10 protein-coding genes are annotated in these 12,522 nt (G+C 40.1%); 7 read left to right on the plus strand and 3 right to left on the minus strand.

The window, feature by feature from the left end:
- Positions 1-264: 264 nt before the first annotated feature.
- Together blaOXA and ACP69Y_RS03060 are read left to right on the plus strand one after the other, a co-directional pair.
- Positions 265-1,119: a class D beta-lactamase gene (blaOXA, locus tag ACP69Y_RS03055; protein WP_425916098.1), complete on the plus strand. Its 855-nt coding sequence runs from the start codon at positions 265-267 to the stop codon at positions 1,117-1,119.
- A 246-nt stretch (positions 1,120-1,365) separates the two neighbouring features.
- Positions 1,366-3,021, plus strand: a complete 1,656-nt coding sequence (locus ACP69Y_RS03060; protein ID WP_425916100.1) for a diguanylate cyclase — start codon at positions 1,366-1,368, stop codon at positions 3,019-3,021.
- A gap of 19 nt (positions 3,022-3,040) precedes the next feature.
- Here ACP69Y_RS03060 and ACP69Y_RS03065 read toward each other — a convergent pair whose 3' ends face one another.
- Both ACP69Y_RS03065 and uvrA read right to left on the minus strand, forming a co-directional pair.
- A complete protein-coding gene (locus tag ACP69Y_RS03065; protein ID WP_425916102.1) occupies positions 3,041-3,883 on the minus strand; it encodes an AbiJ-NTD4 domain-containing protein in 843 nt (280 codons plus the stop codon).
- A gap of 109 nt (positions 3,884-3,992) precedes the next feature.
- On the minus strand, positions 3,993-6,824 hold the full coding sequence (gene uvrA / locus ACP69Y_RS03070) for an excinuclease ABC subunit UvrA (RefSeq protein WP_425916104.1): 2,832 nt from the start codon (positions 6,822-6,824) through the stop codon (positions 3,993-3,995).
- Between the two features lie 261 nt (positions 6,825-7,085).
- Between uvrA and ACP69Y_RS03075 the strand changes: the two genes are divergently transcribed.
- Entirely contained in the window at positions 7,086-7,439 is a 354-nt protein-coding gene (locus ACP69Y_RS03075) for a DUF1304 domain-containing protein (RefSeq protein WP_425916106.1), read from the plus strand.
- A gap of 64 nt (positions 7,440-7,503) precedes the next feature.
- Positions 7,504-7,845, plus strand: coding sequence for a GlpM family protein (locus ACP69Y_RS03080; RefSeq protein ID WP_425916108.1), 342 nt, complete (start codon positions 7,504-7,506; stop codon positions 7,843-7,845).
- 406 nt (positions 7,846-8,251) lie between these two features.
- On the opposite strand, the gene tenA is transcribed toward ACP69Y_RS03080, so the two are convergent.
- Positions 8,252-8,923: a thiaminase II gene (gene tenA / locus ACP69Y_RS03085; protein WP_425916110.1), complete on the minus strand. Its 672-nt coding sequence runs from the start codon at positions 8,921-8,923 to the stop codon at positions 8,252-8,254.
- A 238-nt stretch (positions 8,924-9,161) separates the two neighbouring features.
- On the opposite strand from tenA, the gene ACP69Y_RS03090 reads away from it, so the two are divergent.
- From ACP69Y_RS03090 to ssb, 3 genes are all read left to right on the plus strand, one after another.
- Positions 9,162-10,247 (plus strand): DUF475 domain-containing protein, encoded by a 1,086-nt coding sequence (locus ACP69Y_RS03090; RefSeq protein ID WP_425916112.1) that lies wholly within the window; start codon positions 9,162-9,164, stop codon positions 10,245-10,247.
- A 147-nt stretch (positions 10,248-10,394) separates the two neighbouring features.
- Entirely contained in the window at positions 10,395-11,759 is a 1,365-nt protein-coding gene (locus tag ACP69Y_RS03095) for an MFS transporter (protein ID WP_425916114.1), read from the plus strand.
- 51 nt (positions 11,760-11,810) lie between these two features.
- Positions 11,811-12,416 carry a single-stranded DNA-binding protein gene (ssb, locus tag ACP69Y_RS03100; RefSeq protein ID WP_425916116.1) on the plus strand — a complete coding sequence of 202 codons (606 nt, stop codon included), beginning with the start codon at positions 11,811-11,813 and terminating at the stop codon, positions 12,414-12,416.
- The last annotated feature ends 106 nt before the right edge of the window (positions 12,417-12,522 follow it).

The raw sequence follows: 12,522 nt of genomic DNA on the forward strand, positions 1-12,522 counted from the left end.
ATTTTGATGAGTAATTTTAGGCAATAAAAAACCCCAGTTTTCAAATAAACTGAGGTTTTTTAGCCAAAATCTCGGGAAAATTAACAATCCTGCTGAGGAATGATTCTAACTCGCCCTAATAAGGTGCATTATGCACTTAATTGTGGCACGTGTAAATATTTTCTTAGATCTGTCGTAAAAATATTTTAAATGTGTGTAATTGATACAAAATCAATCAATAAAATTTGATAAAAAATAAACAATTTATTTTCTTGAGATTTAAAGATGAAACAAGGACTGTTTTACTTGAGCTGCGTAATGGTTTTTATGCAATTAACTGCTTGCCAGACGGGAAAAGATCAAAGTTTAAATTTATTTCTGCTGAAACCGATCTCCGGAATAACAGCAGAGCGATCAGCTGAGATTGCCACATTATTAAATCAGGCCAATAAACAAGCAGTCTTTATCACTTACGATGGTCATCAGTTCAAGAGTTATGGAAATGCTTTAACCCGTGCCAATCATTCCTATATTCCAGCTTCAACGTTTAAAATGTTAAATGCCTTGATTGGCTTGCAACACCATAAAGTGAATGCAACTGAAGTTTTTAAATGGGATGGAAAGAAACGTACTTTCGCTGCCTGGGAAAAAGACATGACTTTGGGGCAAGCAATGCAGGCCTCTGCAGTTCCGGTCTATCAAGAGCTGGCTAGACGTATTGGGCTGGACTTAATGCAACAAGAAATACAACGTATGGGTTTCGGAAATCAAAAAATTGGTCAACAGGTTGATAATTTTTGGCTTGTAGGTCCTCTAAAAATCACATCTGAACAAGAGGCAAAATTTGCTTATCAGCTTGCAACAGAGCAATTGCCTTTTGATGCTGCTGTACAAAAGCAAGTGAAAGAGATGCTTTTTATAGAGCGTCGAGGGAATACAAAACTATATGCTAAAAGTGGCTGGGGAATGGATGTTCAGCCACAAGTCGGTTGGTATACCGGTTGGGTTGAACAACCGAATGGCCAGGTTACTGCGTTTGTTTTAAATCTGGAAATGCATGACGCTGATGATGCGGGTGAGCGCAAGCAACTCAGTTTAGATATTTTAGATAAACTGGGTTTATTCTTTTATCTTCATTAGAGTTAAGTAAATTAAAAAATATATAAAAGTGACTTCTTATCACAAAATAATATAAGTAATTGATAAGGGATATAGAGTTAATAAAATTGGTTAAATTTTGTCTATTAAATATTAAAGTAATGTAATATATACAATTGTATTGTAAACGAAACGTCATGATGATTGGCCAGTTATTTTTATGCGGAGCGTACTGAAATTATGTATAAATTACGTTCGAAGCATATTGGTCGACGGCTTTTTTTGTCGATGATGATTATTATATTCTCATTGCTTTTTCTTTCTGTCCCCTTAATTACCAGTAGCTATCAGAGTTATCAAAAAGCAGATCGTGCCTTAACTGAAATTTTTGCACTACGTGCGGTTGCAGATTTGTCCAATAAAGTTTCACGCGAGAGAGCACCTGCCAATAAGGTAATGGCGAGTACCGCTGATGAATTAGCAGAAAATTTACAAGAATTGCATGCACATCGAAAAAAAGTCGATTTACAGATTGAGCAGACCCTACAGATTTTAGAAGCAGCGGGCTTTTCTGCTCAGGTACGAGGCTTATTTTCCAATTTAAAAGTGACTTTACATCAAGGTCGTCAAGCTATAGATGCTTATGCTGCTTTCCCCCGATCTGAACGGACTTCAAAACAGCTTGATAATGCGATTAAGCAAATGTTCACGGCTTGGGATAGTTGTCATGACATTTTGAAAAATGTATTGGTACAGTCTGAAGCTGAAAGTACATCTGTTTCTGAATACTACACTCTCATTTTAATTCTGGCAGATTTACGCGATCAGGCAGGGCGAATTGCCTCAAATATCATCGCATCCATTACTTTTGCAGAAAAAATATCTGCGGATAATCTGGCTCGATCATTACAGACTCAACATCAAGCCTATTATTTATGGGACTTGGTCAATACCCTACAACCTGAACAAGCTAAAACTCCAGAATATTTAGCTTTGCATCAACAAGTAAAGGCACAGTTTTTAGACCAAGGTATTCCAATCGTTACGCGCTTAATTAATGAAAGCATGCACAATCAGGCATATTCATTGACTGGTACGCAATTGACAGAAGTAATGGTTGATAAATTCGTAACCGTGGTAAATTTGCAAACCTATATTTTAGATTACAGTGTTAGCATTGCTGAAAACCAAAAAAATCAAGCACAGCAACAATTTATCCTAACGTTACTGGTTGCGGTAATTTGTCTGGTTACGGCATGCTTTACAATGATCTATGCGCGAAATTGGGTATTTAAACCTTTACTTAAAGCCAAAAATAGCATTCTTCGTTTGGCACAGCATAAAATTACAGATGATGAGGATGAAGATTCATCTGCTGATCCGATCACTTTACTGGACGCAGTTAAAAAGTTAAAACGCGTGTTACAGCAACGAGACGCTCTAGAATTTCAGCTCAGAAACATTGCCAATACCGATACTTTAACCGGTATATCCAACCGTTTGGCTTTGGATGAATATATTAAATATGTGGAAAAGAAACCTGAAAAATTTACTAAAACTGGCCTAATTATCTTCGATATTGATGATTTTAAACACGTAAATGATACGTTTGGACATATTATTGGCGACGAAGTTATTCGGCTGGTTGCGGAAAAATTACAATTTTGTGTGTGTACTTCAAATTTAATTGTACGTTATGGCGGTGATGAGTTTTTGGTATTAATCGAGCAGGTTGATTTTAAGGATGCTTGGATCATTGCGAATAAAATTCTTGAAGAAATTGGCAGCTCTGAACTCTACATTGCTGAGATAAATCAAAATATTCAGATTTCGGTGAGTGCAGGTGTGGCTGTTGGTGCAGCCTCATGGATAGCATTACTTGAAAAAGCCGACAAGTCTTTATTTCAGGCCAAAGAAAATGGCAAAAATAAAGTGGTGGGGTGAGATTAAGATCACCCTGTATTTATTTAGTTTTTTCAATTAAATAATTAATAAAGTTGGTACAAGCAACCAACATAAATTTTGCGTCGATATAAGAAAGATTAGATTCTTCAAGCATGGCATGGCGGATACCATCAGCATCAGAGGTATAGCCATAAAGTTGACTTAAACTACCTTTTAATGCTGCATGTAGTCCATGTTTATCTTCAATGATTTTTAGTGTCTTTCCAAGTGTTGCTTTATCTTCATTGGTGACAATTTTACAAATAGACTCAACAGCACTGATAGACTCTTTAATTGAATTCCGGTAATCCGGATTTTGTCGATCTGAGAGCAATTTCAAAGCTTGATTCAAATGTTGTTGAACGCCTGAATATGGATTTGTATTTTCTAAGGCTTCTTCGATGGATTGGATTTCTTGTTCGGAAGTGATTGGAATGATTTCGTCATTTATGATTCGATATGCACTATTTTCTCTTTCTAATATCTGATTAATTTGTTCAATGAATTTTTCTTTTTTTTCACAATATTGGGTTGGATAATTTTCTAAAGTTTCTTCAATAAAACTATAAATAGTATGCCATTCAAATTTAAAAAATAGATTTCTGATGATAGTAATTGATTCATGAGAACGAAGCGGAATCGTATCGTTAGGTTTTTTAAAAAAATTGAACCAATATTTATTTATTAAGTTATTTAGATTCGAATTTTTTGTATATGAGTAACTAGAAGAGGGATGCGAAATTTTACTCCACAAACATAGATGAAAAACGCTCCAAATCCCATTTCTTAAATGATCATCCACACTTTCTTTTTGAATAATGTCACGAACAGGTTTATATCCATATCTTTCTGAAAACCGCATGATTTCCCCAACAAATTTAAGATTATATTTATTTTTTAATCCTCCCTCACCCTCCTTTACGAAAGGAGAGAATTCCCCCTCTTACAAAGAGGGGGCTAGGGGGAGATTTTTACTTCAACAACGGCTTCAAGAACTTCGCTGTATGTGAAACTTTAGATTTCACCATTTCTTCAGGTGTACCTTCGGCAATAATCATCCCGCCACCAGCGCCACCTTCAGGACCTAAATCAATCACCCAGTCTGCCGTTTTAATCACGTCCAGATTGTGCTCAATGACCACAATGGTATTACCCTTATCACGCAGCTGATGCAAAATATCGAGCAACTTGGCAATATCGTGGAAATGCAGACCGGTGGTCGGTTCATCTAAAATATATAAGGTTTTACCCGTATCACGCTTGGCCAATTCACGTGCCAATTTCACACGTTGTGCTTCACCACCAGACAAAGTTGTCGCAGACTGGCCTAAACGGATATAACCCAAACCGACATGAGTCAAAGTCTCTAAACGACGGTGAATCACTGGAATGGCTTCGAAGAAATGCATTGCATCTTCAACAGTCATGCCCAAAACATCGGAAATATTTTTACCTTTATAACCGACTTCTAGCGTTTCACGGTTATAACGGTCGCCGTGACAGGCATCACACGGTACGTACATATCTGGTAAGAAGTGCATTGCAACCTTAATCATGCCATCGCCTTCACAGGCCTCACAACGACCACCTTTCACGTTAAACGAGAAACGACCTGCAGCATAACCGCGTGCTTTGGCTTCAGGCGTTTGCGCAAACAATTCACGAATCGGGGTGAACAAACCGGTATAAGTCGCAGGGTTAGAGCGTGGCGTACGTCCAATCGGGCTTTGGTCGATATCTACGACTTTATCAAGGAACTGTAAGCCATCAATCGAATCAAATTTTTCAGCAGTTAAGGTGGTTGCGCCGTTCAATTGCGTTGCAGCAAGCGGTAACAATGTACGGTTAATCAGGGTCGATTTACCTGAACCCGAGACACCGGTGACACAGGTCATCACGCCCAAAGGAATGGTTAAATCAACATTCTGTAGGTTATGACCTGCAGCACCCATCAACTTGATTTTTTCTTCCGGTTTTGGCGGTTGAGTTCGGACTTTCGGCACTTCAATTTTTAACTTGCCTGATAAATATTGTCCAGTAAGCGAGTCAGGGTTTGCCAAAATTTCTTCATACGTCCCTTCGGCAATAATATGCCCCCCGTGTACACCCGCACCCGGACCAATATCAATAATGTGGTCAGCGGCACGAATGGCATCTTCATCATGTTCAACGACTAAAACTGTGTTTCCTAAATCCCGCAGGCGAACCAGAGTTTCAAGCAGACGGTCATTATCACGCTGATGCAAACCAATCGACGGTTCATCGAGGACATACATCACACCCATCAAGCCTGCACCAATTTGCGAAGCCAAACGGATACGCTGTGCTTCACCGCCTGATAAGGTTTCGGCAGAACGCGACAGACTTAAATAGTTCAAACCAACAGAAACGAGGAAGTGCAAACGCTCACGAATTTCTTTAAAAATCTTGTCGGCAATTTCGCCTTTGGCACCTTCAAGGTTTAAATCCTGATAGTAATTTTCGGCATCGCCAATCGACATTTTGGTAATTTGCGCGATGGTTTTGTCTTTAACCCGGACGTTACGTGAAATTTCATTCAGACGCGAGCCATCACAGGCATCACATGCAGCATTAGATAAATACTGCGCTAAATCATCACGGACATAATTCGATTCAGTTTCACGGTAGCGACGTTCCAGATGCGGTAAAATCCCTTCAAAAGGAATGACTCGATTATGTTTGCGACCACGTTCATCGATATAACTTAAATCAATTTTTTCTTTGCCCGTTCCATAAAGAAATTTCTTTTTGGTATCGGTATCCAGTTCATTCCACGGTGTATCTAAAGAAAAGCCAAAATGTGCTGCGACTTTTTCGATCATGCTGTAGTAATACGGACGTTGTCTGTCCCAACCACGAATCGCGCCCTGGCTAATTGAAACTTCATTGTTTGGAATCAGTTTTTCAGCACTAAAATGACTGCGGGTACCCAAACCATCACAGACCGGGCAGGCACCAAATGGATTGTTGAAGGAGAATAAACGCGGCTCAAGTTCGGCTACAGCTCGGTCACATTCAGGACAAGAGTGTTTTGCAGAAAATACACGATCTGCCTGTTCATCTTTCATCCACGATAAAATCGCGATGTCGCCACCTAAACGCAGCGCAGTTTCAAAAGATTCGGCAATGCGGTTACCCAAATCATCACGGACTTTAAAACGGTCGACCACCACTTCAATGGTATGTTTTTTCTTTTTATCCAGTTCAGGTGGAGTGTCAATATCAATCACTTCACCATCTACACGCGCACGGACAAAACCCTGACTTTGCAGTTGTTCAAACAGATGGGTATATTCACCTTTACGCTCACGTACCACAGGTGCAAGCAGCATTAAAGCGGTGCCTTCCTCCAAACCTTTAACCGCATCCACCATTTCTGAAATGGTTTGTGCCACCATCGGTAGATCATGTTCAGGACAATATGGTGTTCCGACACGGGCATATAAAAGACGTAAATAGTCGTAAATTTCGGTGATTGTTCCCACAGTTGAACGTGGATTATGACTGGTAGATTTCTGTTCAATTGCAATCGCTGGACTTAAACCTTCAATGGAATCGACTTCTGGTTTTTCCATTTGCGAGAGGAACTGGCGCGCATAGGCAGAAAGTGATTCCACATAACGGCGCTGACCTTCAGCATATAAGGTGTCAAAAGCTAAGGAAGATTTACCAGAGCCTGAGAGTCCCGTAATGACCACGAATTTGTCGCGTGGAATATCGAGTGACACATTTTTTAAGTTATGGGTACGTGCGCCTCGAATACGGATATGACTTTGGCTCATAAAACATCTCGGTAATGTGCAAATTGAAGGTTATATATGATAGCGATTTAATTTTGTTCAAGCTGAATAAAATCGTTTTTTAACGACATAATGTGTCGGCTGAATGAATTTAGTTAAATTTTATAAGACTGTAGCGAGCTTTAGTGAGACTCACAAGTCTGAATAAGTTACTTTTAATGTGAATCGTGTTAAATAAGAGAGTGCTAAAAAAGTAAAAATCACCGTACAAGAGCATGAAAATAAAAAAGGGAAATGAAAACCATGATCGCCAAAATTTTAATCGCACTGATTGCATTATTACATGTTTATTTCTTGATTCTGGAAATGTTCCTGTGGGATAAACCGATGGGAATGAAAGCCTTTGGTAATAATGCAGAAAAGGCAAAATTGACCAAAGTTTTGGCGCAAAATCAGGGCTTATATAACGGTTTTCTGGCAGCCGGGTTAATCTGGTCCCTGTTTGCACCTGAAGCTTATGCGACTGCACTGGCCAATTTCTTTTTAGGCTGTGTTCTGGTTGCCGGAATTTATGGGAGTATCACCGCCAGTAAAAAGATCATTTATATTCAGGCAGTGCCGGCATTGATTGCTTTAATTGTGGTGAATTTAATTTAAGTGAAAGATATTTTGCGGCGTAGACTATGCGATTCAATCAATTGATCTGTTCGGATGGAGAGGGATGCTGGCTTTATTTTTAAAATGTAGTTTAGGGGCAGCCGTTGTTCTAATTATTTCTATCCTTTCCAAGAGTAAAGCTTTTTATATTGCAGGCTTGGTTCCTTTATTTCCAACTTTTGCGTTGATTGCACATGTGATTGTGTCACAACAACAGGGCGCAGAAGCGTTGCGTAAAACCGCATTATTCGGTTTATGGTCGCTTATTCCATATTTTATTTATTTACTCTTGGTGTATGTATTGGCAACCAAAATGTCGATGTGGTCGTGCCTAGGTCTAGCAACGCTATGCTGGATTGTGGCTGCGGCAGGATTGATTTATGGCTGGCAGTTTTTTCAGCAGTAAAAAACAAATTCCTCCCCACCTATGCTTTATGAAAGGAGTTTAAGGGAAGACTTAAATAATCTTTTTGACGGATTTTCACTTGTTAAAAACATAAATTGAACAATATATTTTTTATGACTGATTATTAGATAAGTTGTATAAGTCAAAAAATGTTCAATATTAGGTTCTTTAAAATCAGCACTGCCTTATTTAATTGATTCAATTTCTATACCTTTGCGTAGGCATTAGCTCTACTTTTGAAAGGTCAAAAGTAGACAAAAACCTTTTGTTTCCCATACACGACATCCTTGTCGTGATGGGAAACGTGTGGCATCCATGCCACACTCATGACTCGCTAAAATCTATTTTTAATTTTGACTTTAAGAATGACTTAATAGTGATTGAAAAATGATTTATGAAAAAAAGTCTATTCATCTAAACCTAACCACTGGCGTTGATCATAGGCGCTATCCCAGAACAACCATTCCAGTTTAGCGGCTTGAGTATAAGCCTGATGCATTTTCTCAAGCGTATCGGCATCACAACGCGCTGCGACTTTATCAATGGTGGTAATCACGTTGCGTACAGCCTCATTGAATTCTTCGCCCGAATAGGTATCGACCCAAGCTTGGTACGGATTATTTTCTATAGAATTTTTGACAATATCTTTACCTACTTCTGCATAAATCCAGAAACACGGAAGTAAAGAAGCCAACACCACCGGGTAGCTTTCAGACCATGCCGTCGCGGTTAAAAATGAAGTGTAATGATGACAAGCCAAGGTAAGTGGAGTTGATTCAAATTCTTTTTTGGTGATATCAAATTCCTGCATAAAACCATCATGTAGACTGCGTTCAACCACAATGGCAATTCTGGCAGCTTCCGCAAACTGAATCACGTCATCAGCTTCAAAGGCTTTGGCAGCACAGACTGCCAGTGCGCGACCATATGCCAGTAAATAATGTGCATCCTGAATCACATAATGACTAAAAACCTCTTTGCTCAAAGTCCCTCGTGCAAGTTCCTGGTTAAATGGCAGGGCTAAAGTTTTTTGATATAAATCCAGATTTCGCTGCCAAACCTCTTGAGAAAAGCTCATCTCATCATCCTGTCGATATTAAAAGAAGAATTTACAGAAGGCAGGACTATAACAAGAGTTTTCACCTGAAGATATCCAGCAGCCCAAAGCGTGGTTCTATCTTCAAAAAAAATCATACGAAGAATTTTGGATTAATGTTAAAAAGGCGTCATAATTGTGCGCATAAAATCTTAAGCTGCTATTTTTAAGTTTTACCGAATTTACTCTCCATACATATTTGTTCATAGGTCGATCTATCATGATGAAACATTTTGGTTTCTCAATCATTTTTACGATCGTGTGTCTGGCTATATCTGCATATTGGGGCTTTACGCATGGCCCAGAAGCAGGTTTAAAGACCATGTTCACGGCGCTCACCATTACTACTATTTTAGCAGTGATGGAAGTGTCACTTTCTTTCGATAATGCCGTGGTCAATGCCTCGGTACTACGTGGTTGGGATCATTTCTGGAAAATGATTTTCTTAACCGTCGGTATTGTTATTGCTGTATTTGGCATGCGTCTGGTGTTCCCGATTGTGATTGTTGCAGTCACTGCGGACATGGGCATGCTTGAAGTCGTGAAAATGGCGATCAATGATCCGATTAGTTATTCAGCAAAACTGATGGCACATCATGCTGAAATTGCGGCATTTGGTGGCTCATTCTTATTGCTCGTGTTCCTGAATTTCTTCCTGGATAGTGAGAAAGATACCCACTGGTTTAGATGGCTTGAGGCACGTTTGTCTAATCTGGCCAATGTACCGGCAATGTCAGTATTCCTTTCACTGGTTGGCTTACTGATCATGGCGGCAAATGTAGATGACACTGCGCGTTTAGCTGTGACTATGGCAGGGATCTGGGGTATCGTCGTTTACATTGGGGTTCAAGTACTGAGCCACTTGTTAGGCGGTGAACCTGAAATTGATGAACAGGGCAATGCTGTGGCACATGATGCCAGTGGGGCATCTACAGGTGTGATTAAAGCCGGTTTTGGTGGTTTTCTTTACCTTGAAGTACTTGATGCGTCGTTCAGTTTTGATGGGGTAATCGGTGCTTTTGCGATTACATCCGATGTCGTAATCATTATGCTCGGTCTTGCCATTGGTGCAATGTTCGTGCGTTCAATGACCATTTATCTGGTCGAAAAAGGCACACTGGATGCTTATATTTTCCTTGAGCATGGCGCGCATTATGCGATTGGTGCTTTGGCATTCATTATGCTGGCGAGTGGGGCAGGCTTACACATACCAGAAGTGGTGACGGGTTTAATTGGGGTCGCGTTTATTGTCTGGGCAGTCATTGCATCCATTCAATATAGTAAGCGTCAAGAACGGATCGGTTAATGGTTTTTTAAGAAAAACGGTTACAATAGGGGCGCATAAAATGCGCCCTTTTTTATAGTGGCTGATCTTTGAATAAATCAACATCCATAACATGAATGTTGTAGGATAGCCCATCGAAATTAAACTCATAAACCTAAGCTTATTGATATGATGAATGCTTTAGAACGCCGTTCAACCTTTGCCTTAAGCAGTATTTTTGCACTGCGTATGTTGGGCTTGTTCATGATTATTCCTGTTTTTTCTGTAGCAGGGCAGTCATATCAAGGTGCAACGCCTGCGCTGATTGGTTTGGCGGTGGGTGTATATGGTTTAACCCAAGCCATTTTACAAATTCCATTTAGCTTGCTGGCTGACCGTTTTAGCCGTAAGCCTCTGGTCGTTTTAGGCCTATTGTTGTTTGCACTCGGTGGTGCAATTGCCGCGATGTCTGAAACCATTTATGGCGTGATTATTGGTCGTGCGATTGCCGGTGGTGGTGCAGTTTCTGCGGTAGTCATGGCACTATTGGCAGATGTCACCCGTGAAGAGCAGCGCAGCAAAGCTATGGCTGTGATGGGGATGAGTATTGGGTTCTCTTTTATGCTCGCCTTCAGTCTTGGACCTTGGCTCACGAGTCTAGTGGGTATTTCTGGACTGTTCTGGGTGACCACCATTATGGGCTTGGCGGCAATTTCCATGTTGCTGCTGGTTCCCAAAGTAACCCGTCATCATAAAAATTATCAGCAAGGTTATGTGGCACAATTGAAACAGGTGCTGAAAATGGGCGATTTAAACCGCTTGCATGTTTCAGTGTTTGCGCTGCATTTGTTGCTGACCGCGATGTTTATTTATATGCCATCACAGTTGATTCAGGTCGCTGATATTCCATTGGCCAGTCATGGTCTGGTGTATTTACCCTTACTGATCATCAGCCTGTTTTTTGCTTTTCCAAGCATTATTTTGGCGGAAAAATATCGCAAAATGCGCGGCATTTTCCTGACCGCGATTGGTGGAATTATTCTGGGTTTACTGGTACTGATTTTTGGCTATGAATCCAAATATATTTTATTGGCAGGTTTGGGATTCTTCTTTATTGCCTTTAACGTGATGGAAGCTTTGTTGCCTTCTTGGCTCTCTAAATCCGCACCGATTCAGTCTAAAGCCACAGCGATGGGTGTGAATGCCAGCAGTCAGTTTTTAGGGGCATTTTTTGGTGGCATGATTGGTGGTCAACTCTTGTTACTAAATAATACGGCCTTGGGTTGGAGTATCTTAAGTGGTATCGCTATTGTCTGGTTATTGATCAGTTTTGGCTTGGCCCAACCGCGCTATCTTTCATCTTTGGTCTTGCGTTTACCTGAGACCAAACAAACGGATGAGTGGACTTCTCAACTTTTGGCAATTCGTGGTATTGAAGAGGTTGTGGTGATGTCTGATCAGCAATTTGCTTATGTTAAAATTGATAAGCAGCTTATAAATGAAGCTGCGCGAAAAGATTTAACGCAGTTGTTAGGTAAAGATATAGCCATTTAAGCATAACTCTTATAAAGTAAAATATAGAAATAAATAGGAAGTGTACGTCTGATGCGTGGTGTTAATAAAGTAATTTTAGTCGGAACTTTAGGTAAAGATCCTGAAACCAAAACTTTTCCGAATGGTGGTTCTCTTACTCAGTTTTCAATTGCAACCAGCGATTCGTGGACTGACAAAAATACCGGTGAGCGTAAAGAACAAACTGAATGGCATCGTATTGTGCTGCATAACCGCTTAGGTGAAATTGCACAGCAATATCTACGTAAAGGTTCTAAAGTTTATATCGAAGGTTCATTGCGTACACGTCAGTGGACAGACCAAAGCGGTCAGGAACGTTACACCACAGAAATTCGTGGTGAACAAATGCAAATGCTAGATAGCAACCGTCAGCAAGGTGAACAAGCTGCGGGTGGTGAAAACGCGGGTTATAACCAACCACGTTTCAACAACAACCAAGGCGGCGGTTATAACAACAATAATAACAACAGTAATAACCAAGGCGGTTATGGCAATAATCAAGGTGCTGGTTTTAATAACAACCAGCAAGGCGGTTATGCAAACAATAATCCGTCTGCTTTCCAGCCAAAAGTACCGCAATCAGCACCTGCTGCTCCTGTAGCTGCACCTGCTGATCTAGATGACGATTTACCGTTCTAATTGCATTAAAACGGCAAGTCATCTTCAAAGCCCTCTCATTGCAGAGGGTTTTTTATTGTCTAAAACAATCACTTTTAAAAACTCCATAGAAATATTAAATCTACTT

The sequence above is a fragment of the Acinetobacter sp. TSRC1-2 genome, assembly GCF_049895885.1.
Classification (GTDB): Bacteria; Pseudomonadota; Gammaproteobacteria; order Pseudomonadales; family Moraxellaceae; genus Acinetobacter.